19 protein-coding genes are annotated in these 23,137 nt (G+C 62.7%); 15 read left to right on the top strand and 4 right to left on the bottom strand.

The annotated features are described in order from the left end of the window. The first annotated feature begins 41 nt into the window (after positions 1 to 41). From JMY29_RS17325 to JMY29_RS17355, 7 genes are all read left to right on the top strand, one after another. The gene (locus JMY29_RS17325) at positions 42 to 1,331 is read left to right on the top strand and encodes an ABC transporter substrate-binding protein (RefSeq protein ID WP_189076260.1); all 1,290 of its coding nucleotides are present in this window, start codon (positions 42 to 44) and stop codon (positions 1,329 to 1,331) included. After that, the gene (locus JMY29_RS17330) at positions 1,328 to 2,284 is read left to right on the top strand and encodes a carbohydrate ABC transporter permease (RefSeq protein ID WP_189076261.1); all 957 of its coding nucleotides are present in this window, start codon (positions 1,328 to 1,330) and stop codon (positions 2,282 to 2,284) included. The genes JMY29_RS17325 and JMY29_RS17330 overlap by 4 nt, the downstream gene beginning before the upstream one ends. A 4-nt stretch (positions 2,285 to 2,288) precedes the next feature. Continuing rightward, entirely contained in the window at positions 2,289 to 3,104 is an 816-nt protein-coding gene (locus JMY29_RS17335; protein ID WP_189076262.1) for a carbohydrate ABC transporter permease, read from the top strand. 58 nt (positions 3,105 to 3,162) lie between these two features. Continuing rightward, positions 3,163 to 4,602 carry an NAD-dependent succinate-semialdehyde dehydrogenase gene (locus JMY29_RS17340; RefSeq protein ID WP_189076263.1) on the top strand — a complete coding sequence of 480 codons (1,440 nt, stop codon included), beginning with the start codon at positions 3,163 to 3,165 and terminating at the stop codon, positions 4,600 to 4,602. Then, positions 4,603 to 5,346: a sulfite exporter TauE/SafE family protein gene (locus JMY29_RS17345; RefSeq protein WP_189076264.1), complete on the top strand. Its 744-nt coding sequence runs from the start codon at positions 4,603 to 4,605 to the stop codon at positions 5,344 to 5,346. Positions 5,347 to 5,395: 49 nt separating this feature from the next. After that, a complete protein-coding gene (locus JMY29_RS17350) occupies positions 5,396 to 5,599 on the top strand; it encodes a hypothetical protein (RefSeq protein WP_189076265.1) in 204 nt (67 codons plus the stop codon). 98 nt (positions 5,600 to 5,697) lie between these two features. Next, positions 5,698 to 7,092 (top strand): phosphomannomutase/phosphoglucomutase, encoded by a 1,395-nt coding sequence (locus JMY29_RS17355; protein ID WP_189076266.1) that lies wholly within the window; start codon positions 5,698 to 5,700, stop codon positions 7,090 to 7,092. Between the two features lie 132 nt (positions 7,093 to 7,224). Here JMY29_RS17355 and JMY29_RS17360 read toward each other — a convergent pair whose 3' ends face one another. Both JMY29_RS17360 and JMY29_RS17365 read right to left on the bottom strand, forming a co-directional pair. Then, the gene (locus JMY29_RS17360; protein WP_189076267.1) at positions 7,225 to 8,304 is read right to left on the bottom strand and encodes a LacI family DNA-binding transcriptional regulator; all 1,080 of its coding nucleotides are present in this window, start codon (positions 8,302 to 8,304) and stop codon (positions 7,225 to 7,227) included. A gap of 116 nt (positions 8,305 to 8,420) precedes the next feature. Then, entirely contained in the window at positions 8,421 to 10,442 is a 2,022-nt protein-coding gene (locus JMY29_RS17365) for an NHL repeat-containing protein (protein WP_189076268.1), read from the bottom strand. A gap of 286 nt (positions 10,443 to 10,728) precedes the next feature. Between JMY29_RS17365 and JMY29_RS17370 the strand changes: the two genes are divergently transcribed. The 5 genes from JMY29_RS17370 (at position 10,729) to JMY29_RS17390 (ending at position 17,505) form a co-directional block, all read left to right on the top strand. Beyond that, entirely contained in the window at positions 10,729 to 12,042 is a 1,314-nt protein-coding gene (locus JMY29_RS17370) for an ABC transporter substrate-binding protein (protein ID WP_055972739.1), read from the top strand. An 85-nt stretch (positions 12,043 to 12,127) separates the two neighbouring features. Then, the gene (locus JMY29_RS17375) at positions 12,128 to 13,060 is read left to right on the top strand and encodes a carbohydrate ABC transporter permease (protein ID WP_079581920.1); all 933 of its coding nucleotides are present in this window, start codon (positions 12,128 to 12,130) and stop codon (positions 13,058 to 13,060) included. After that, positions 13,057 to 13,992, top strand: a complete 936-nt coding sequence (locus tag JMY29_RS17380; RefSeq protein ID WP_189076269.1) for a carbohydrate ABC transporter permease — start codon at positions 13,057 to 13,059, stop codon at positions 13,990 to 13,992. Before JMY29_RS17375 ends, JMY29_RS17380 begins: the two co-directional genes overlap by 4 nt. Further along, positions 13,989 to 15,002 carry a hydroxyacid dehydrogenase gene (locus JMY29_RS17385; RefSeq protein WP_055972748.1) on the top strand — a complete coding sequence of 338 codons (1,014 nt, stop codon included), beginning with the start codon at positions 13,989 to 13,991 and terminating at the stop codon, positions 15,000 to 15,002. The genes JMY29_RS17380 and JMY29_RS17385 overlap by 4 nt, the downstream gene beginning before the upstream one ends. A 70-nt stretch (positions 15,003 to 15,072) precedes the next feature. Beyond that, positions 15,073 to 17,505, top strand: a complete 2,433-nt coding sequence (locus JMY29_RS17390; protein ID WP_039243048.1) for an HAD-IC family P-type ATPase — start codon at positions 15,073 to 15,075, stop codon at positions 17,503 to 17,505. Here JMY29_RS17390 and JMY29_RS17395 read toward each other — a convergent pair. Beyond that, positions 17,487 to 17,864, bottom strand: coding sequence for a hypothetical protein (locus JMY29_RS17395; protein WP_229778637.1), 378 nt, complete (start codon positions 17,862 to 17,864; stop codon positions 17,487 to 17,489). The genes JMY29_RS17390 and JMY29_RS17395 overlap by 19 nt on opposite strands. Positions 17,865 to 18,000: 136 nt before the next feature. On the opposite strand from JMY29_RS17395, the gene JMY29_RS17400 reads away from it, so the two are divergent. Continuing rightward, positions 18,001 to 19,593 carry an alkaline phosphatase D family protein gene (locus tag JMY29_RS17400; protein WP_189076270.1) on the top strand — a complete coding sequence of 531 codons (1,593 nt, stop codon included), beginning with the start codon at positions 18,001 to 18,003 and terminating at the stop codon, positions 19,591 to 19,593. A gap of 26 nt (positions 19,594 to 19,619) precedes the next feature. On the opposite strand, the gene JMY29_RS17405 is transcribed toward JMY29_RS17400, so the two are convergent. After that, positions 19,620 to 21,146, bottom strand: a complete 1,527-nt coding sequence (locus JMY29_RS17405; protein ID WP_237567097.1) for a GMC family oxidoreductase — start codon at positions 21,144 to 21,146, stop codon at positions 19,620 to 19,622. A 200-nt stretch (positions 21,147 to 21,346) separates the two neighbouring features. On the opposite strand from JMY29_RS17405, the gene JMY29_RS17410 reads away from it, so the two are divergent. Continuing rightward, on the top strand, positions 21,347 to 22,324 hold the full coding sequence (locus JMY29_RS17410; RefSeq protein ID WP_200888284.1) for an AraC-like ligand-binding domain-containing protein: 978 nt from the start codon (positions 21,347 to 21,349) through the stop codon (positions 22,322 to 22,324). Positions 22,325 to 22,435: 111 nt separating this feature from the next. Continuing rightward, positions 22,436 to 23,095 carry a hypothetical protein gene (locus tag JMY29_RS17415; protein ID WP_189076272.1) on the top strand — a complete coding sequence of 220 codons (660 nt, stop codon included), beginning with the start codon at positions 22,436 to 22,438 and terminating at the stop codon, positions 23,093 to 23,095. The last annotated feature ends 42 nt before the right edge of the window (positions 23,096 to 23,137 follow it).

The raw sequence follows: 23,137 nt of genomic DNA on the forward strand, positions 1-23,137 counted from the left end.
CCCCATAACTAGGCACAGCAACACTCAATGAGGAGAATATTGTGAGTCAGATTTCACGCAGGCAGGCCATGGCTGTTCTCGGAGCCCTGGGTTTTGGCGCAACCGCCGCAGCATGCGCAGGTCCGGGCGGTTCCACCGCCCCGGGTGGCGCCACGGGCCCGGCCGCTCCTGCAACAGGTGACATCACCGGCAAAGTGTCCTTTGCCCACTGGCGCGGCGAGGACAAAGCTGTCTTCGACGAACTCATCAAGCGATTCGTTGCAAAGAACTCCGGCGTAGAGGTGATCCAAGATATCTCCACGTCCAACGACTACAACGCCCAGGGCTTGCAAAAGGTCCGGGGGGCTGCCATCGGTGACGCATTTGCCACCTTCCGCGGCGCGCAGTTCAACAATTTCAGTGAAGCAGGGATCTACACGGAACTGAAAAACAGCAAAGCTGTGGGCAACTACCAGAAGGGTCTGCTGACAGCCGGACAATCGGGGGACAGCCAATTGGGTCTGCCCTATCAGGTGGTCTTCCCCATGCCCATGGCCAACACGGACCTCTTTGACAAGGCCGGCGCGGAACTGGCACCCAAGGACTGGGACGCTTTCCTGGGCATGTGCGAAAAACTTGCCGCGTCCGGCGTCGTTGCTCTCTCATGGCCCGGTGGTGATGTGGGAAACGGCGGTCAGCTGTTCAACTGCATGATCGCCAACAATGCACCCGTAGATGACATGTGTTCGCAGATAGAGCAGGGCAAGCTCAAATGCACGGACGACTGGTTCATCAAGATGTTGAACCAGTACAAGGACCTGGCCCCCTACCTTCAACCCAACGCCACCGGCACCGCGGTGGAGCCTGCGCAGAACCTGTTTTCCCAGGGCAAAGCTGCCATGTTGGCCACTGGTTCCTACCACATTGCGGCCGTTCGCAATCTGGGTGCAAAGTTCCCCATCGAACTGGTCTTCCCCAACACGTCCACGGATGGCAACGCCAAGTTTGAGGGCGTCTACAACGCCACGTTCATCTTGGGCGTGAATTCCGCGAGCAAGAACCAGGCGGCATCGGCAGCGTGGATTGATTTCCTTTCCGAACCCGAGAACGCCGGCTACTACGCCAATCAGACCGCGCAGCATGTGTCCGTCAAAGACGTTGAGTACACCAACGCCGACCTCAAGCGTTTGAGTCCATGGCTGGACAAGAAAACGGCCCTGGCCGCCCGGTTCCAGTTCCAGAACCTGGACGTCCGCAACGCCGTCGAAGCCAGCGCTACGGCGGTCATCTCCGGCACCAGTCCCGAGCAAGCAGCTGAAGCAGCCCAGAAGATTGTTGACGAACGGCTATGAGCACCCATACCGGAACGGCTGCCAAGCGAAAGGCGCCGGACAGCACCACCGACGCTGCGTCGAAGAAGCGCCGGTCCCCTACCCGGGTGCACCCTGCGCTGTACCTGTTCCCGCTGCCAGCGGTAGCAATCATCGCCTTTTTCCTGGTGATGCCCACGCTGCAGGCATTCGAGTACGCCATCACGGACTGGAATGGATTCTCGGCAGCCTTCAACTACGTGGGTGTGGACAACTTCGTCCGGGCATTTACCAAGGATTCGCTGTTCACCAATGCGCTGACCAACAACCTGAAGTTTGTTTTGCTGGTGGTCATCGCACAAACGGTGTTCTCGTTGCTGCTTGCGCTGCTGCTGACAAAGAACTCACGGGGAAACGTAGTGCTTCGCGCCCTGTTCTTCTTCCCCACCATCCTGTCCTCCGTGTCCGTGGCCTTCATCTGGAAGTTCATCTACGACCCCAATTTCGGTCTCGCCAACTCCGCTCTGGGCGCGATCGGTCTGGAGGGCCTTCAAGGCTCATACCTCGGTAACAATTCCCAAGCGCTGTACTGGGTTGCAGTAACGCAAGTGTGGTTCCACGCAGGCCAGATGATGGTGGTCTACATCGCCGGCCTCCAATCCATTCCCCGTGAACTGTATGAAGCGGCCGAGATGGACGGCGCCAACAAATGGCAGCAGTTCAAGTCCATCACCTGGCCGTTCGTTGCCCCGGCCACGTCCATCGTGGTCGCCTACACCACGGTCCAGTCGTTCAAGGCCTTTGACTTGATCCTGGGGATCGCGGGCAACCCGCCCAAAGGTTCCCTGGACATCCTGTCCACCCGCATCTACAGCACTTTTGCCAACTCGGAGTTCGGATATGCCGCCGCTCAGTCAATCATCTTCATGGGGATGATCGCCTTGGTCACCTGGCTGCAACGCCGGTTGCTCCGTCTGACCCCGAAGGGGGAATGACAGCATGCTTGCATCCATTAGCCGCCGCGTAATCCTTGCCATCTACGCGGTCATCATCATCGTCCCCATCACCGTTGTCCTGTTCGGCAGCTTCAAGTCAACGCAGGAACTCTTCGAGGGTCCTTTCAGCCTTCCCCAATCCCTCGCGCCCGACAACTTCGCGGAAGTCATCGGCGGCCAGGACCTCGGCTCGTCCTTCCTGAACAGCGTCATTGTCACCGGGATCTCCGTTCCCATAACGCTCTTCATTGCCAGCCTGGCTGGTTATGCTGTGGCCCGGCTGAGGGGCTTCGCCTCGTGGGCCATCTTCGGATTCCTTGTCCTGGGAATGGCCATCCCGGCCCAGGCCAACATGGTGCCGCTGTACGTGCTGTTCGGCCGCATCGGCCTGTTGGACAACCTCACCGGACTCATTGTGGCCAACATCGTGTCCACCTTGCCCATTGCCGTATTCATCCTGGGTGGGTTCATGCGTACGCTGCCCAAAGAGCTCTATGAGGCTTGCTCCATTGACGGCACCGGACCGTGGCGGACCTACGTGTCCATTGCACTCCCGCTCTCGGCACCCTCGATAGCTGCTGCTGCCATCTTCCTGTTCGTCATCCACTGGAATGAGCTGCTGTACCCCCTCCTGTTCATCCAGTCCCCCGGAAACCGAACCCTTCCATTGGCATTGCTGAGCTTCCAGGGCGAGTTCCAAACCAACTACCCGCTCTTGTTCGCCGGCGTCATCCTGGCATCGCTTCCCGTCGTGGTGGCCTATGTCTTCCTGCAGCGCTACTTCGTTGCGGGCATTACCGCCGGTGCCAGCAAGGGATAAGGCTCCACTCCGGTCGCGGGACAGCGCACCTCAATCAGCCAACGAAAGGCAACACAAAGTGAACCTGAAATCAGCGCAACACCTGATTAACGGAACCTGGCACTCTGCCGGAACATTCAAGAACGTGACGGACCCCGGAAACGGGGGCACAGTGGGCGAGGTGGCCTGGGGAAACACTGAGGACGCGGGCAAAGCCGGTGACGCCGCTGCCGAGGCTTTCGGCGACTGGTCCCGCACAACGGCCCGCACCCGCGCCGACCTTCTCCGCAACGCTGCTGCGCTCTTATCCGAACGCCGCGACGAACTGGCGCATACCTTGGCGTTGGAAGCCGGCAAGCGACTCCCCGAGGCGCAAGGCGAAGTGGACTTCTCAGTGGAATACTTCCGCTGGTTCGCCGAGGAAGTACGCCGCGCAACAAGCACTGTCAGCCCACCCGAGCTGCGGGGCCGTCGACACCTCAGCACCAGCAAGCCCATTGGAGTCGCGCTTAGCCTTACCCCATGGAATTTTCCGGTTTCAATCCAGGCCCGCAAACTCGCTGCCATGCTCGCCGCCGGCTGCACCGTGGTTGGCCGTGTTTCCGAGAAGGCACCGCTTGCCGCGACCGGCCTTTTCGAGATACTGCACGATGCCGGGTTCCCCGCCGGAGTGATCAATCTGGTGCACGGTCCTTCCCGCGAAATCACCGGCGCCCTGCTCAAGCACCCCGCAGTCCGCGCCGTCAGTTTTACTGGTTCCACCGGTGTGGGCCGTCAGATCATGGCTTCTGCGTCAGAACGTGTGGTGAGGCCGTTGCTGGAACTTGGCGGCAATGCACCGTTCATCGTCTTCGAGGACGCAGACCTGGACGCCGCCGTTGAGGGGGCAGTGCTCGGAAGGCTCCGCAACACAGGACAGTCCTGCGTCGCCGCTAACCGGTTCCTGGTCCAAGACAGCATCGCGGACGAATTCGGCCGGAAGCTTGCCGCGAAATTTGATGCCATGACCATAGGACATGGAGTTCCCGACGGTGACACACCTGTCCCGGACCTTGGTCCCGTCATTGACGCCGAGCGCGTCGCCGCTGTGCAGGCCCTGGTGGACGATGCCCTGGGCCGCGGAGCCCGCCGCCTGACCGAACGTACCCACGTTCCGGGAGAGGGTTCCTTCATGGCGCCCACGCTCCTGACCGATGTTCCCGATGACGCACCCTTGGTGAGCGAGGAAGTCTTCGGCCCCGCGGCAGGGGTACTCACTTTCTCCTCGGAAGAGGAAGCAATCAGGAAGGCGAATGCCACCGAAATGGGACTTGCCGCCTACATCTGGAGCAGCAGCCCCAAGCGTGGCTGGGACATCCCGGAGCAGTTGGAAGCAGGCATTGTGGGAGTCAACGACCCCCTCCCATCCGTGGCCTTCGCCCCCATGGGCGGCGCCAAGCAGTCGGGACTGGGCCGGGAAGGATCAAGCCTTGGCCTCGAAGAGTTCGAGGAGGTCCAGTACGTGGCCTGGAAGCCCTAAATGCTGACTACGGGACTTGTTCTGGGCGCAGTGGTCGTGGGTGCCGGGATGCAACGCATTACCGGCATGGGATTCGCGCTGGTGGCAGCCCCGTTCCTGGTACTTCTCCTCGGCCCCGTCGAAGGGGTGGTGCTGGTCAACGTCTGCGGAGCCGTGACGGCCGGCGCCATCATTTTCCGCGTCATGCGGGACATCGACTGGAAGAGGTACATGGCGCTGGCTGCCTCGGCGCTATTAGGGATTGTCCCCGCGGCATTCCTCATCCGGTACCTTCCGCCGTCGGTCCTGGAGATTTCAATCGGCGTGACCCTTGCCGCAGGCCTGACAGTCCTGCTGGTCATGAAGTCAGCCGTCCTACCCCAGCGTCGTCGTTATCTCTTCGCCGCCGGCGGCCTCAGCGGCTTCATGAATACTGCCGCGGGAGTAGGAGGACCAGCCGTGAGCATTTACTCCATGGCTACCCGGTGGCAGCACAAGTCGTTCGCCGCCACGATGCAGCCCTATTTCTTTACCATCGGGGCGCTGTCCCTTGTTTCCAAAGCGGTGACCGCACCAGCTTCGTTGCCGGTCCTGCCGATGACAATGTGGCTGGCCGTCGCCGCTGCCTGTTTGATCGGGCTCGTCCTGGGTGACCTCGCTTCCAAGCGGGTATCCACCAGGGCCGCCCAGATTCTCCTGATTATCCTGGCCTACCTGGGAGCAGCAGCAACCATCGTTCGCGGTGTGCTGGATGCCATTGGCTGACCCGCCCTCCCTCCAACCTAGAGAACCCACCACCATCGAAAGGACTGCCATGTCCCCCGTTTCAGCAAAGATCAATTCAGCAAAAGAACGTACCCTGCGGGTTTCTGCAACCAAGGGTGACCATGTTGATCTCACGATTGGTGCCTCCGATCCAGTGGCCGTTCGTCTTGAAATTGACAACAACTGCGGCTGTGCCGACGGCCATGCCCGAGGCGTCGGCTCGTACACAGATACTGACTTCGGCCGACGCTGAGGTCCTGTAAGGATGGCCCGCCAACCTACCTGATAGTGTTGTTTTTCCAACACAAGCCGTTTGCTTCCTATCACTGAGGCGCGCCCGCAAGGAGAACAATGGATCTTTCCTCATCTTTCAAGGCCTACGACGTCCGTGGCTTGGTGGGGGTTTCCCTCACCGATGAAGTCTCAGAAGCCATTGGGGCCGCATTCGTGGATGTTCTGGGCCTTGCGGGCAAGACCGTGTTCTGCGGCGGAGATATGCGACCGTCCTCCAAGGGGTTCGTCTCTGCGTTCTCACAGGGCGCCGCAACCCGGGGCGCCGATGTGTACGATCTCGGACTCATTGCCACCGACGAGCTCTATTTTGCGTGCGGCGCCATGAACGCGGCTGGTGCCATCTTCACAGCAAGCCATAACCCTGCCCAGTACAACGGAATCAAGATGGCCAAGGCCGGAGCCGTTCCCATCTCTTCCGACTCGGGACTTTTCGATATCAGGGACCTTGCCCAGCGATATCTGGACCACGGGTTTCCCAAGGCTGAATCAGCGGGGACCGTTGCACCGCTCGATGTCCTTGGTGACTACGCGCTCAAGCTGCGTTCGCTCGTGGACTTGACGGACGTTCGGCCGCTAAAGGTTGTAGTTGATGCCGGGAACGGCATGGCCGGCCTGACAGTTCCCGCGGTGTTGGGCAGCGAAATTCTGGAGGCCTTGCCCCTGACCATCGTCCCGTTGTATTTCGAGCTGGACGGTACTTTTCCAAACCACCCTGCCAACCCCTTGGAACCGGAGAACCTTCGGGACCTGCAAGCAGCCGTGCTTGCCCACGGCGCTGACCTGGGGTTGGCATTCGACGGCGACGCAGACCGCTGCTTTGTTGTGGACGAGACCGGGCAACCAGTAACACCGTCGGCCATAACCTCCATGATCGCTGTGCGGGAGATTGCAAGGGTTCAAGCAACGGGCCAAAGCAACCCGGTAGTAATCCACAATCTGATAACGTCCCGGTCGGTGCCCGAGTTCGTTCAGGCTGCCGGTGGCCGGCCAGTCCGAACCCGGGTAGGCCACTCGTTCATCAAGGCCCGAATGGCTGAAGAGGACGCTGTTTTCGGTGGAGAACATTCGGCCCACTACTACTTCCGCGACTTCTACAACGCAGACACCGGCATGCTGGCAGCCATGCACGTACTTGCTGCCCTGGGCGGGCAATCAGCGCCCCTCTCCACGCTGGCACGGCAGTACGAGCCGTACTCGGCCAGCGGCGAGATCAACTCAACCGTTCCGGATGTATCCCAAGCCATTGCGGACGTGTGCCAAACCTATGATCAATCGCAGGGCATCCGCATTGATGACCTGGACGGGCTGAGCGTGATCGACGAGTCAGGCGAATGGTGGTTCAACCTCAGGGCCTCAAACACGGAGGAACTACTCCGGCTCAATGTCGAAGCCAGGAATGCGCAACTCATGGAACGCATGCGGGATGCCGTTCTGGACATGATCCGGAACTAGTCCAAAAACGGAAGCGTTCGACGGCGGGTGCGTACCCGCCGTCGAACGCTTCTGTTCTCTTCTGGTCCTGCCAGCCGGAGCGACTTCTCGGCCCTATCTTGCGTTCTGCCGTATCAGTGGCCTCCTCACCCCCTACTCCGCATCCTCCCCGAACGCCGTGGACTCCCGGATGATCAGCTTGGGGGCGAGGCTTACGCGGCGGAGGGCAGGCGAAACTGCAGCCCCGGGCTTTCCTGCCAAGCGTTCCATACACATGGTCACCGCGGCGTAGCCGACGTCCCGTTTGGGAGGTGCAATGGACGTCAGCGGCACCGGAGCGAGGTCGGCCACCTCGTCGTCATACGCCACGATGGCGAGGTCTTCGGGCACACTGACTCCGGATTCCTCAGCAAGGTTGATCAGCGTGATGGCTTCCTCGTCGGGAAGGACCAGCGCAGCGTGGGTTCCGGTGCGGCGGCAATCTTTCAGGAACTTCTTGAACTCTTTTTGGTTGTTGCCCGCGCCCACCACTGAACGGTCATACTCCATGACGGGTGCATCCGTTTCCAGACCCAGCTTGGCCACCATCCGCTCATGGCTTTCACGGAGCCAGGGGGCCGTAGCGCTGGTGGCAACAGCCAGCCCGATCCTGCGGTGTCCCAGGGACGCGAGGTGCTCCATGGCCAGTTCAGCGCCATAGCCGTGATCCGACATCACTGACTCGAACACCCGGCTTGAGCGCTCCACCAGCACCACGGGGATCCGCACGCCGGACAGCAGGTCAAACGTCGGCGAACCAGGCTCGAGGGGGCCCGCAGTCGCCAGGAGGATCCCGTCCACGGAGTTGGCCACCATGCGCTGGAGCTGTCGAAGCTCGTCCTCCGCGGAGTAGTTGCTGACGCCTGGGATGAGGCGTGCGTTCAGGGCCCTGGCCGCAGCTTCTGCGCCACGGATGACCTCAGGGAAGTAGTAGCCGGTGGTTGGGACTATGAGGCCGAGGGTAGCCAGCGGCTGGCGTGCGCGCCTGTGGACTGTGTCCCCCGGCCGCTCCACCACCATGCGGACCGCACCACCGTGGACCCGGCGCAGGAGGCCCTGAGCCGCGAGCTGGGTAAGGTCCCGGCGGATGGTCATGGTGGACTGGCCGCTTTTTTCGGCGAAGTCGTTCACGGTCAGGGTCCCGCGAAGCTCCAGTTCACGGAGTATCTTCTCGTGGCGTTCCCCGCTGAGCATGCCAGTCCTCTTCCGGAATCCAAATGTTCAAACAAGCATAAACGAACGTTGTGGGGCCCGCTCTGCGCGTAAAACACTCGCCAGAGCGCGCAGAGCGGGCCCCACAACGCCATCCACTACCGCCGCGGGTGGTCGTCGATCCGTACGACGTTCCGGCCACGCATCGTGTAGAGGTACCCGTCTTCGTCGTTGGTGATGTGGGAGCCGCTGTACCAGCCGCCGTCGATGCCTGCCACCACTGTGGCCACCTCGAAGGTCTTGGGATCAAAGCGGAACACGTCCGTGTCCGAGACACCGTAAACAGCGCCTCGGTTGGTTACCAGCGCGGCGAACCCGGTGCAGACCGGACTGATGTCCGCTTGGTGGATCAGCTTGCGCTTTGGCAGGTCAATGACGAAAACACGTCCCGTGCGAACGATCCCGTAAAGGTATCTGCCTTGCACCGCCAGTGCAGACACGCCGGCACCCAATCCGGGATCGAGCCGCCATAGTTCCTTGCCCGTTACGGGGTTCAACGCCACGACGGTACCTGGACCTTCAGTACCGGGCCGTCCCCCGCCAAGGTAGGCGACGCCGTCGCGCGCTGTTACTGCGCGCACCAGCTGCACTTTGTCCACGGGGTTGAGGAAGAATCCCGACTTCCCCGTGGCGGGATTGTAGGTCCACAACGAGCCACCGCCCTCGGTGTCAGCCTGGGCGCACACCAGGACCAGCTTGTTGACCTCGTCCCAATGGACATCCAGGGGCCGGTTCTGTTCGGCGGAGAACTTTGCCACCTGGCTGATCGGTTGACCGCTGCGAGGGTCATAGCTCCAGATGCCCTGGGAGCTGTACTGGCCGGTGTAAAGCACCCGGTCCACCACCACGGCGTCCTTGGCTTCACCCGGGACCGTCATGTTGGTGACCTGTCCGGTCTTCAACGATCGGCGTGAGATGACCCCGTTGCCGCCCACGTAAACCAGGCCGCCCCCGGCTGCCAGTCCCATGGCTTCCTGCGCATCCGACGGCGCCCCGGCCTCGCCAAGGTCGGTGGTCTTGTACGACCCGCTAGCGGGATCGATCTCGGCTACGAATCCGAACGCGGAGGTCACCAAAACCTTGCTGTTCAGGGCGTCAACGCCCCAGATCTCGCCCAGGAACGGCCCCTGGTAGGAGACGGCCGATACCGAATTGGCGGACAGTGAATAGACCAGGAGGCCGGCTTCGTTGGCGAAATAGACCTTGTCACCGATTGCTGCGAAGTTCTTGGCGGTCTTTCCCTCGGATGGAGCCAAGGCATAGGAGGACGGATCGGTGACGCTCACGGCCGCGATCTTGGACGTGGACGTCGAGGCCGCCGAGCTGACCATGACCTTGTCTCCGACGATCGCGAGGTCGCGGATGCTGGGGTCTGCGACCATCTCCGCCGGGGTGACGTTGGCGAACGTTTTGGCGGCATGGTTGTACGCGTAGAGGCAAGCGCGGCTGGCGCTGCCTCCTCCGTTCAAGGTGCTGCCGGCGCCGAAGAAGATAGTGGAATCGGTGGCCGCGACAGCGCGGGCCAAGGTGGCGCCCGCATCCGGAACGCCCAGGTTGGTGACTGCTCCTGTGGCGGGATCGTATTCCCACAGGGCCGGGGCCGTGCCGCTTCCACCTCCCACCGCGTAGAGACGTCCGTTGGGGGCCACACTCAGGTCGCGAACGTCGCGGTCACCGATGCGTCCGATCGGGGTGGCTTTCACGCCCGGGGTGGAAAGGTCCCAGCGGAACAGGTTCGGCTTGGGACCTGCAGCGTTCTGCAACACGCCCGCATACAGGTACCGTCCGGAGGCGTCGGCAGCGAGAGTTTGGATGGCATAGCCGTTTTCCAGTTCGGTCACGCCGGAGACTTTGCCGCTGGGTACATGGAAGGCCACGATCCGCACCGGATCGAGGTTTCGAGAACCTATGTACAGTGTCTCGCCCACCAGCAGCCCGCTCATGAGGGAGAACTGTACGACGCCGGGACCCAGGTCCAGGACTTCGGTCGCCTTTGGCTTGGATCCCAGGAGGGCGGACGCCGACGCCGGCTGGCCGGCTGCCAGCCCGATGGCCGCGGCGAGCGACGCTGCTCCCCCAACTTGAAGGACTGACCGTCTGCTGATGTTCGATTTCTCCATGGGAATCCCTGTTCTTGGGTAGTGGCTTTTGAGTAGCCGCCGTTCGGGTGTCCAGAATTCATAGCAGCGAGGAGTCAGCACAGTCCAGCATTTCTGTTCGTTCAAACAAGAATGCCATTGGCGTTTGCTGGCAATTCCTCTGCCTTTCGGCAAGACTGCGGGCATCAAATGTTTGAATTTGTTTGAAACGTTGAAGATGTTCGAACTTGCGGATTACATGGATCTATCGCCATGTGGCCTCCACCACATGCCCCCTTCGCATCGCAAGTCTTCAAAGGAGAACACCATGAAGCGTCGTCACCTGTTCGCAGGGATGGCCGGCCTGGCCGCCAGTACCCTGCTGCTCACGGCCTGCGGCACCGGCCCCAGCACATCAGCCGCTCCCACACCTGCAGACGATCCCTCCGGGTCCATCACTTTCTGGTCGTCCCTGGCCGGTATGGACAAGGTGGCTGAAGCGTTCAACGCCAGCCAGGACAAGATCAAAGTCAGTTTCGAAACGATACCCAACGGCGCCAACGGCGGGTACGCCAAGCTCTCCACCGCCATCACAGCGGGCAACGGCCCGGACGTGGCCACCATCGAATATCCGCAATTGCCCCAGTTCGTCAGCAACAGCCAGGTCATTGCCCTCGACGGCCTGATCAACAAGGCCGAAACCGTGGACAAGCTCACGGACGAAACCAAGGCCCTGGTCCAGTTCGGTGAGAAGACCTACGCACTTCCGTACGACGCAGCCCCCATGCTCATGTGGTACCGCAAAGACATGCTGGACAAGGCCGGCGTCGAGGTCCCCAAGACCTGGGATGACTTCGAACAGGCCGGCAAAAAGCTCAAGGCCGTTGCGCCCGACTCCTATCTGGCCACTTTCAACCCCAACGAGGTAGCGGCGAGCGCGGGGCTGGCCTGGCAGGCCGGCGCCAAGTGGTTCGGCACCGAAGGCGACAGCTGGAAGGTGGGCGTCAACGACGAGGCCACGCAGAAGGTGGCGGGCTACTGGCAGAAGCTGATTGACGAGAAGATCGTGAAGGTCAGCCAGGCCTACAGCGACGAGTGGAGCTTGGACCTGGCCAACAGCACGGTGGTTGGTGTGCTGGGCGGCAACTGGAGCGCCACAGGCATTCAGAAGCGCACCGAAGCCAGCGGCCAGAAAGGCCAGTGGATCGCAGCCGAACTCCCCACCTGGGGCAATGAATCCGGAGCCTTCTATGGCGGATCCAGCTTCAACGTCACAAAGAGCAGCAAAAATCCGGCAGCCGCCGCAAAATTCGTGGAGTTCCTCACCACCAACCAGGACGCCATCAAGGCGCGCGGCAACACAGGTTCAGCGTTCCTCGCCTTCCCGGGCCTGACGCCGGTTGCGCAGAAGGCCTACGACTCCAGCTACTTCGGCAACGACATCTACGAGGTCTTCAACAAGGCGTACGGAAACATCACCCCGGGCTGGCAGTGGGGTCCCAACTGGGACATCACCAACACCGCGCTTAAAGACGCCTACGGAAAACTCACCACCGGCGGCACCATCGACGACGCCATCGACACCGCCCAGGACGCCACCGTGGCGAGCCTGAAACAAGCCGGCCTGTCCGTCAAAGAGTAGTCCGGCGGCGTTCGGCAGCTCTCTACAAAGAAGCCACACCGGCAGGGGGCCTCCGCGGAGGCCCCCTCCAAGCTAGGAGAATCCCATGGCCACCCAGGCCCTTACCACCACAGTGCGCCGCCAAGGCCGCGCACTGGCAGGAACCGGCGGGCGGACTGCCGCACTGTTCCTGGTCCCCTTCTTTGCGGTCTTTGTGATCGCCATGATCGCACCGGTGATCTATTCCCTCGTGCTGAGTTTCCACTCGCAGCAGAAGTCCGGGCTGGGGTTCGGGGAAGCCAAGACCGTCTTTGTAGGACTCGAGAACTATGTGCAGGTCTTCCAGTCCGAGACTTTCATGGAGGGCATCGCCAGGCTGGGCTTGTACTGCCTGATCTACATTCCCTGCATGGTAGGCGGAGCCGTTGTTTTTGCCCTCCTTCTCGATGCAACGGTGGCCAAGGCGCGGAAGCTTTTCCAACTCCTGGTATTCCTGCCGCACGCGGTTCCCGGCGTCATCGCTGCCCTGATCTGGGCTTACCTTTACACCCCGGGCATCAGCCCGCTGGTCCAGGCACTCCAGGGCGGCGGGATCCAGATCAACTTCCTGGACTCCCACATGGTGCTTCCGTCCATTGTGAACATCGGCGTCTGGGAGTGGACCGGCTACAACGTGATCATCCTGTTCACCGCTTTGCAGGCCGTTCCCCGGGAGATCCTGGAAGCCGCCAGGGTGGACGGTGCCGGCGAAATCCGAGCCGCGGTAAGCATCAAGTTCCCACTGATTCTTCCGGCCTTGAGCGTCATCATGCTGTTCACCATCATCGGCACCTTGCAGCTGTTCACGGAGCCGAACATCATCTCCAAGGCGACAGCGTCTGTGACAAGCACGTGGGTCCCCAACCTGTGGGCCTATGACGCAGCCTTCATCCGCCACAACCTCAACCAGGCGGCAGCTGCCTCCATCATCATTGCCGGGTTGGCCGCAATCCTGTCCCTGGCCGTCACCCGCCTCAGCTCCAGGATGAACAAATCATGAGCACCCCAACACTCTCCCGCCCCCGCAGCACCTCTCCTTCACAGCAGGGCCACCGCCGTGGAGGCCCCGCATTCACCAGGGGTATGTCCAACCGTGGCGGAGGATTCGCCAGCAAGCTCACGGTCAACGGACTCTTGATCATTGGCTCCGCCTACATGGTGGTCCCTGTGCTGTGGCTGGTTTTCGCCTCCACCAAGAACGCTGCAGACCTCTACGGCACGAGCGCCTACGCCCTGGGGAACTTCTCCTTGTTCGAGAACATCGCCAACGTAGCCCAGCAGGACGGCGGCCTGTTCTTCCGGTGGCTGGGAAACTCTGTGATATATGCCGGCGTTGGAGCGGTCCTCGGCAGCCTGATTTCGGTCATGGCCGGTTATGCGTTCGACAAGTTCCAATTCCGCTGGAAGGACTCGCTGTTCGGTTTCGTCCTGGTGGGTGTCCTGATCCCCAACACCGCCACTGTGCTGCCCATGTATCTGTTGGCCTCCCTGGTGGGCATGACAAATACCGTCTGGGCCGTCCTCATTCCGGTCCTGTGCAACCCGTTCGGTGTGTACCTGGCGCGGGTTTACTCCGCCAGCTACGTCCCCGCCGAAACACTGGAGGCGGCGCGTATGGACGGTGCCGGTCCCATCCGGTCCTTCTTCTCCCTGGGACTGCCCATGATGATGCCCGGCTACATCACCATCGCCCTGTTCCAGTTCGTGGGCGTATGGAACAACTTCATGCTCCCCCTGGTGATGCTCCAGGACCAGCAACTCCTCCCCGTCAGCGTCGGTATCTCGATCTGGCAGGGCTATTCGGTGCCGCAGCCCGAGTTCACGCCCATGGTCATTACGGGCTCGCTTCTTTCGATCATTCCGCTGCTCGTTGCCTTCATCTTGCTGCAACGCTTCTGGAAGTCCGGACTCACTGCAGGGAGCGTCAAGTGACCAGCACCGAACTGAACGTCGCGCTCGCCATGGGTCCCGGCGTCGTGAACCGGGTGTTCCCGGCCCGGCGGCTGGACTCCCTGGGGCCCGGGCTGAAGCTCCTCAGCCCGGCGCCCATGGGTGATTTCACCTCGCAGCGTTCCCTTGAAATTCTAGGCGCCACGGACATACTCATCACGGGGTGGGGCTGCCCGAAACTTGATGCCGCGGCCTTGGGCGCTGCCCCGCGCCTGAGCCACATTCTCCACGCCGGAGGCACAGTCAAACACCATGTGGGTGATGAGTGCTGGGAGCGGGGTATCCACGTCAGCACGGCTGCCGATGCCAACTCCATCCCCGTGGCCGAATACACGGTGGCCATGATCCTGCTGGCCAACAAGCGCGTCCTGCAGATTGCCAGGAAACTGCACTCGGAGAGAGCAGAGATCGAGCCCGACCATGTGTTTCCGGACATGGGCAACTTCGGCAAGCGCGTGGGCATCATCGGGGCCTCGAGGATCGGCAGGCACGTGATCCGCCTCCTGAAGGCCTACGACCTTCAGGTCGCGGTGGCCGACCCTTTCCTCAACGACGCCGAGGCGGCCGCTCTCGGCGTCGAACGCCTCAGCCTGGAAGAGCTGGTGGCCGGTTGCGATGTCGTCAGCCTCCACGCGCCGTCGCTCCCGTCCACCCGCAACCTGGTTCACGAAGGGCTGGTCGCCGGCCTCAAGCCCGGGGCCACGTTCATCAACACGGCCCGCGGGGAGCTGGTGGACCAGGACGCGCTGCTTCGGCGCGTTGAGCAGGGAGACCTGTACGCCATTCTGGACGTCACCACACCTTGGTTGCTCCCGGCTGACTCCGGGTTCTACACGCATCCCAACGTGCTGCTGACACCGCATCTGGCGGGTTCACTGGGGACGGAGTTGGAGCGGATGGCGGTGAGCACCATCGAAGAGGCCCGCCGGGTGGCCCGCGGCGAACCGCTCCTCCACAGGCTGCACGCGCGGGACCTCGCCTTCACCGCCTGACGACTGGCATACTCAATCCCATCCACGGACTGTCTCAAATCCTTGGACCGACTCAACAACGGGGGCATGAGTGCCGGAAAACGAGAAGGCTGAACCAGGGGCGGCCGTCCGGCTCGTCGGATCTGCCGTTCAGGGACTAAGCACTGCGGAGGTTGCCGAGAGGGTCGCCGCCGGGCAAACCAACGCCTTCGTTCAGGACACCAGCCGCAGCGTGTGGAGTATCGTCCGCGCCAACGTGCTCACCTTGTTCAACGGCATTATCCTGGCCTGTTTCATTGTCCTTTTCGCGATCGGCCGCTGGCAGGATGCCCTGTTCGGTTTCAGTGCCATCGCCAACGCGGTGATCGGAAGCGTCCAGGAGTACCGGGCAAAACGCGCTTTGGACCGGCTGGCCCTGTTGAACGCCCCGCACGCCCGGGTGATGCGGGACGGATCTGAAGCAGAAATAGCCTTGGACGACGTGGTCCTGGACGACACCCTCGTCCTCCGGGCCGGCGACCAAGTGCCCGCGGACGGGGTAGTCGCAGCTTCCCGCGGGCTTCAGGTGGACGAATCCATGCTGACCGGCGAATCCGATGCCGTGGAAAAGACGGAGGATGACCGCGTGTTGTCCGGATCCGTCGTCGTTGCCGGAGAAGGGACCGCCGTCGTGGACCGGGTGGGCGCCGATTCCTTCGCCAACTCTCTCGCTGCCGAGGCCAAGAGGTTCTCCCTGGTGGCTTCGGAGCTGCGGTCCTCCATTGACCGGGTCCTCAAATGGGTCACCTGGTTTGTCGGGCCGGTGGCGTTGTTGGTTCTGAACGCGCAAATGCTTGCCCAGGGCGGGTGGGCCGCAGCCTCGGCGAGTGGAGCGTGGCGGGACGCGGCGACGGCGACCATTGCCGCCGTCGTCGCCATGGTCCCTCTGGGTCTGGTGCTGATGACCAGCATCACCTTCGCGGTAGGGGCTGTGAAGCTGGCAAGGCAGCAGGTGCTGGTGCAGGAGCTGCCCGCCGTCGAGGGGCTGGCTCGCGTCGACATCATCTGCCTCGACAAAACCGGCACGCTCACGCAAGGCGACATCGTTTTCGATGCCGCCAGGCCGCTGGCCGCGGTGCCCGGCTGGGAGAGCGTCCTGGCCTGGTACGGCGTCCAGAAAGACGCCAACGCCACGGCCCGCAGTCTCGCCGGCCACTTCACCGAACTGCCCGCCGATCAGCCAAGCGACCGTGTGCCGTTCTCCTCTGCGCGGAAGTGGAGTGCGGTTATTTTCGACGACGGCATGTGGATCCTGGGCGGCCCCGAGATGGTCTTCCCGGAGCGCGGTTCCGACGACGCCGGGCAACAGCAGCTGGCCTCCCAGGCTGCTGAGCTGGCCGCGACGGGGCGCCGCACACTGGTCCTGGCGCACGGGACGCCCACGCATGATGAAACCGTGCCGGCCGATGCCGTTCCCGTGGCCCTGCTGACTTTCAAGGAAAATATCCGACCCGATGCTGCCGAGACCCTCACTTACTTCGCGGCGCAGGACGTGGACGTGAGGATCATTTCCGGTGACAACCCAAGGACGGTGGCGGCCATCGCACGGGAAGTCGGATTGGATGCGCCCCACGGTTTTGATGCCCGTGAGCTGCCGGACGATGACCAGGAGTTCCTGGAAGTCATCAACAACAATGTGGTGTTCGGGCGCGTTTCCCCTGACCAGAAGAAACGGATCGTCCTGGCGTTGAAAGCCGCGGGACGCACAGTGGCGATGACCGGCGACGGGGTCAATGATGCCCTGGCCATCAAAGAAGCCGACATCGGCGTGGCCATGAACTCCGGTGCGGCCGCCACCAAAGCAGTGGCGCGGCTGGTCCTGCTGGACGGTAAGTTCTCGCACCTGCCCAGCGTGGTGGCTGAAGGCCGTCAGGTGATTGCCAACATCGAGCGGGTTTCCATGCTCTTCCTCACCAAGACCGCTTATGCCACCTTCCTGGCGATCGCGTTCGGCATCCTCCTGTTGCCGTTCCCGTTCCTGCCACGCCAGCTCTCGGTCACTGACGGGCTGACCATCGGCATTCCTGCGTTCTTCCTGGCATTGCTGCCCAACGCCCAGCGCTACATTCCGGGTTTCCTGCGGCGATCGCTCACTTTCGCCGTACCGGCGGGAGTATCCGTGACACTGGGGCTCGCAGCGTACGCCAAGCTCGCGGCCAACCTGTCCATACCGGAAGCTGAAATCAGGACGGGATCGACCCTCATCCTGGCGATCATCGGTATCTGGATCCTGGTGGTGCTTTCGAGGCCCGTCACCCGTTTCAAAGGGCTTGTCATCGGGGCCATGATGGTCGGGCTCGTCCTGGTGTACTCCGTCCGGTTCGCCCGCGATTTCCTGCAGTTCACTGACCCCACGCTCCCCACGGCACTGCTGGTTCTTGCAACGTCGGTTGCCTGCATCGGGCTGATTGAAATCGTGAGGTTCGTGCACCGCCGCGTTGCCTACCGGGACGCTGAAGAGTCCCGTCAGCGGCTCTCGAAGTAACGGCGTCCCCGACCTACCCACAGCGGCACAACCACCAGCACAGTTGCGGTGGACTGCGAAATGACGGCGGACCAGTCCCCGTCAGCGGCCACAACCAGGTCGACCACAGCGAAGGCCAAGCCAAGGAACATCACCGCCGTTGCCCCGCTTCGGGCCGCCGAGCTTCCGCGGGCCACGCCTGAGGCGAGCCCGATCACCAGCAAACCGAACAGGACCATTCCTGCCCCGAGCAAGGTCACAGGCAGGGCAACACCGCCGGACTGGGCTTCCGGCATATACCGCAGGAAGATCGTCAGCACTCCCAGGACAATCTGCGCGATGCCGCCGATGTACATCAGCACCACAGAGAAAGTCACCACACCGGGCCGTCTAGGGCGCTCCCCCGTCATCATGAACTGAGCATAGACGAGCCAGCACCGGGGCAGGAACAACAATTAACCACGCATTCACGCTGTCCTTGAACCCAGTCCACCCGGTCTTCCTAGGGTCGGTGGCATGGAAAGCATCTCTCGCAGGTCCCTCATCTCAGCCGGCCTTGGAGCCGGGCTCGTCGCCGGTGTGTCGGCAGCGTTGCCGCAGGCCGCCGTCGCGGTTTCGACGGCGGACGACGCCGGTCTCCGCACCGACCCGTTCACGCTGGGTATCGCCTCCGGCGAGCCGTGGCCGGACGGTTTCGTCCTGTGGACGCGGCTGGCCGTGAACCCCGTGGCAGAGGACGGCCTGGGCGGCATGCCCTCCCGCAACGTCGCCGTCGCCTGGGAGGTTGCCGAAGATCCTGCCATGCGCCGGACAGTAGCCCGCGGCGTCGAACATGCTCGGATTGAAACCGCGCACTCGGTGCACGTCGAGGTGAAGGGCCTCAAGCCCGGCCGTGAGTACTTCTACCGCTTCCGCTCCGGCCGGCACCTCAGCCAAGTGGGCCGCACCCTGACCAGTCCCGCCCCCGGTGAGACTCCCGCCGCACTGGCCATGGCGTTCGCCAGCTGTGCCCAGTACGAACACGGGTTCTTCACCGCCTACAAGCGGCTGGCTGAAGACCACCCGGACCTGGTGCTGCACCTCGGCGACTACGTCTACGAATACAAGAAGGACAGTTACGTGATCGGTGGCGGCAATCCCCGTGATCATGAGGGGCCGGAGACGGTCAGCCTCGCCGGCTACCGCCAGCGCCACGCCCAGTACAAGGCCGACGCCGATCTGCAGGCCGCGCACGCGATCGCGCCATGGCTGGTGGTTTGGGATGACCACGAGGTAGACAACAACTGGGCCGATGACATTCCCGAGAACACGGACGCGGGCCAGCTCAACGACACCACCGAGCACTTCCGGCAGCGCCGCGCCGCAGCATTCCAGGCCTACTACGAGAACATGCCGCTGCGTGCATCCTCCGTTCCGGCCGGTTTCGACATGAAGATCTACCGCACCATCCAGTGGGGCCGGCTGGCCAACTTCCACATGATGGATACCCGGCAATACCGTGATGACCAGCTGGCAGGCGACGGTTGGCAGAAGAACGTAGCCGAACGCCTGGCGGAGAACCGCACCATCACCGGAGCGGAGCAGGAAAAGTGGCTCCTGGATGGCTTCCGGAACTCCACTCAGCGCTGGGACATCCTGGGCCAGCAGGTGTTCTTCGCCGAACGGGACCGCGATAAGTCGCCCGCGATCGACGACGTCTCCATGGACGGCTGGGACGGGTACGCCGCCTCCCGCCGCCGCATCACCCAGGGCTGGGTGGACGCGAAGGTGCGCAACGCCGTCGTGCTGACCGGCGACGTCCACCGCCACTGGGCGACAGACCTCAAGGTGGACTACAAGGATCCGGAGTCCCGGGTGGTGGGCTCCGAACTGGTGTGCTCGTCCATCACGTCCACGGGCAACGGCACGGGCTCCACCACCGACCCCACCATGGCCTGGAACCCGCACCTGAAGTTCTACAACGACAACCGCGGGTACGTGAACACGCGGATCACGAAGGACTCGATGACCGCCGACTTCCGGGTGCTCGACTACGTGACCACGCCGGGCGCCCCGGTCCGCACCATGAAGTCCTTCACCATCAACGACGGCGTGCCCGGCCTGGCCTGAATCCCTGTGTTACCCAAGCAGTTGGGTTAACCGCCGAGAATCAGCTCCGCGGCCTTTTCGCCGATCATGATGGACGGGGCATTGGTGTTGCCGCTCGGCATGAACGGAATAATGGACGCATCTGCCACACGGAGTCCCTCGATTCCCCGGACGCGGAGCTGCGGATCCACCACGGAGAGGTCGTCCACGCCCATCTTGCAGGTGCCAACCTGGTGGTGATAGGTCCCGGCCACTTGACGGGCGAACCCGCGCACCTGGTCGCGGGTCTGAACGCCTGGACCAGGCGTGAACTCGTCCTTTCGGAAAGGCGCAAAGGCCTCCTGCCGGCCGATTTCCCGGCACAGAATGATCGCGTCCACCAAGGCCTCAACGTCGTACTCGTCGGCCAGGATGTTCGGATCCACCAAAGGCGCCGCAGCCGGGTCCGCTGAGGCCAGCCGCAGCGTACCGCGGGAGCGGGGCCGGACAATCCCGGGTGCGATGGTGTAGCCGTGTTCGGGCGCGGCGCCGCCGTCCGTGGGGTATGGAAGGTGCAGGAACAGCGGTTGCAGGTCCGGCGCTTCTTCGTCCGTCTGGTTGCTGTGGGCGTAGAGCTGGCTTTCCAACAGGTTGTGCCGGCCGGCCACCAACGGTTCCTTCGCCTCATAGATATTTCCCGCCAGCAGGTGGTCGTGGAGATTCTCGCCCACCCCGGGCAGATCCACCCGGGACTCAATCCCCAGCGCCTTCAGCTGCCCTGCCGGACCGATGCCGGAAAGCAGCAGGATCTTCGGAGAGCCAATGGCGCCTGCGCTGATGATGACTTCGGCACCCGCTTCCGCACGAAGCACCTCACCGTCGAGTCGATATTCGACGCCGGTGGCACGGCCGCCGTCGACGACTATCCGCGTCACCAACGCGTCCGTGGTGACCTTAAGGCCGGGGTGTTCCAGCACCGGAGCCACAAAGCTCTGCCACGCGCTGGCGCGCTTGCCGTCCTTGGTGGTGGTGTGATTGAACCCGACGCCGGTCATCTGGATTCCGTTGAAGTCTTCCGTTTCCGTGTGGCCCAGCGCCTTGGCAGCGTCTACGAAAGCTTGGGCAACCGGGTGCCGCTCAGCGGTCCGTTCAACATGGAGCGGCCCGCCCTTGCCGTGGAATTCACTGGCGCCGTCCTGGTGGTCTTCGGACTTCTTGAACAACGGCAGGACCTCGTCCCAGGACCACCCCTCCGCTCCGTTGGCAGCCCAGGAGTCGTAGTCATTCTTGTGGCCGCGGATGTAGATCATGCCGTTGAGGGAGCTGCTGCCGCCGAGGACCCTGCCGCGTGGCCAGTAGAGGCTGCGGTTATGGGCATGTTTCTGCGGCGTAGTCATCACTGCCCAGTCGTTGGCTCCGGTCAGCAGCAGCGGCCAACCTTGCGGGCTGTGGATGTTGGGGTCGGTGTCCACGGATCCGGCCTCGATAACGTGGACCGTGTGTCCGGCGTCGAGCAAGCGCCGCGCAACGACGCTGCCTGCCGAGCCTGCGCCAACTACTACGTAGTCAGCGCTGTGGGTTGGGTTTCCAGCCATGGGGTTCCTCCTTGAACGGGCGTGAAAGTGAGCTTCTCCAGCAGTCTGCCGCGGGCCGCCGTCGGGAATCTTGACCCGGCGCGCACAGCACTGCGCACCATCCGCACGCTTGTGATCCGGATCACGGCCTAACCCGCAATCGTGGGACACTAAAGAGGCCGCCACCAAGTCCCGCAGCGTCATTTCAAAGGAGAGCCGACGTGACCGGTGCCATCGCCAAGCAACCACGAGAAGAATTCAGCACCACGGCCCTCGCCAGGACCGATCGCTTTGATGCCTGGAACCAAGCGGTCAACAGCGCGTTCGTGCCGCTCTCCGTGGCGGCCCGTGAGCCGGAACAGTTCGACGGCGGACTTATCAACCAGACAGTCGGCCCGGTGTTCCTCTGCGCGGTCTCGGGTACGGCGAGCCATGTCAGCCGGGGCCGGAAGGAGATCCAGGCCAACGACCCCGGACTGGTCAAACTTGGCCTGCAGCTGCGCGGCTACTCGGTGGTGGCCCAGGACGGACGGGAAGCCGCGCTCACACCCGGGGACTTCGCCATCTACGACACCACACGCCCCTACGATCTCTATTTCGACGACGCCTTCCGGATGATGGTGGTCATGTTCCCGCCGGAAGCCCTCCACCTGAACCGCAAAAGCATCGCCACGCTCACGGCATCAAGGGTGTCCGGACGCCAAGGGCTGGGCTCTCTGACATCGGCCTTGCTCGGCGCCGTGGCCAAGCAACTGCACGAAGGATCCGTTGCCGAGGCCGCTACCGTTTCGGATGCCTTGATGAACCTGGTCTCCGCTGTCTTTGCCGAGCGGGTGCCGCCGTCGTCGCCGTTATCCCAAGAGCGACTCGCGCTCATGGAACGGATCGAAGCGTTCGTGGCGGCGCGCCTGGGCGACCCGGAACTGACCGTCGGGCACATCGCCGCCGCACACAACGTCTCCGTCCGTTACCTCCAAAAGCTGTTCGAAGAACGCAACGACACCGTGAGCTCCTGGCTGCGCCGGCAACGGTTGGAGAAGTGCCGGACAGATCTGGTGGACCCGCGCCTGCAGACGCGGCCGGTGTCCGCCGTCGGAATGCATTGGGGTTTCACCGACGCATCCAGCTTCTCCCGCGCCTTCAAGAGTGCCTTCGGCTATTCGCCGTCGGAGTACCGGTACTCCTACCGCCCGGTGTGACGGGCGCCCGATCGATGGGAGTTACCCCTTGTTCCCAGTGACTACGGGGATTTGCGGGAGTAGCCTAGTTCCAGTTGCAATTCTGGATTTCTGTCCGGCTGGGATTCTGCCGTGGGCCTTGTTCGTTCGTCGTTGTCTGAGCTTCTAGGGGTGCTCTCGGAAGCCGTCGCTCCTCACCATGTCAGGTTCGACGACGGGTCCCCCGTTGCCGTTGTCCCGCCGCCGGAGGCTCCGGTCACCGTCCGGGCGGTAACACTCACCCGGGTGGGCAGGTCCCATCATGAGAGCCCCGCCCTGGACCTTGAACTGAGGGTGGCTGTTGAATGCCACGGGCCGGAACAGCTGGACATCATGGAAGAGCTGCTTTTGGCAGTGGAAATCCACAGCGAGTTCTCCGTGGTGTCCCGCGACGAACTCCGGGCGGAAGAGTATTCCGATGCCATCGAAGAGGGGCTGGGGTTCCTGGTGCGTGTTCCGGTGTCCCTTCGCTTCGAGGAGCCTTCCGACCCGCCCAAGCAACCTGTCACGGGCAACGCGGAGGCGGTTCGCAGAATCCGGGGACGACTGGTGGACGCCCATAACAAGGGCATCCCCGACGCCTATATCCATGCCCATTCATCGGCCTCAGCAGTGGTCAGTGACGCAACCGGGCATTTCGAAGTCCTGGCCTCCGCCGATGAACTTCAGCACTTTGCCGTAGCGGTGGACGGGACCGAAAGGGAAGTTTCGGCAAGCACCAAGCGTCTTCCCGTCACCATCCGCTGGTCCTGATACCGGACCTGTTTGCCCACCATGGCCTGCGCCATGAAAAGA

The organism is Paenarthrobacter nicotinovorans (assembly GCF_021919345.1).
GTDB lineage: Bacteria > Actinomycetota > Actinomycetes > Actinomycetales > Micrococcaceae > Arthrobacter > Arthrobacter nicotinovorans.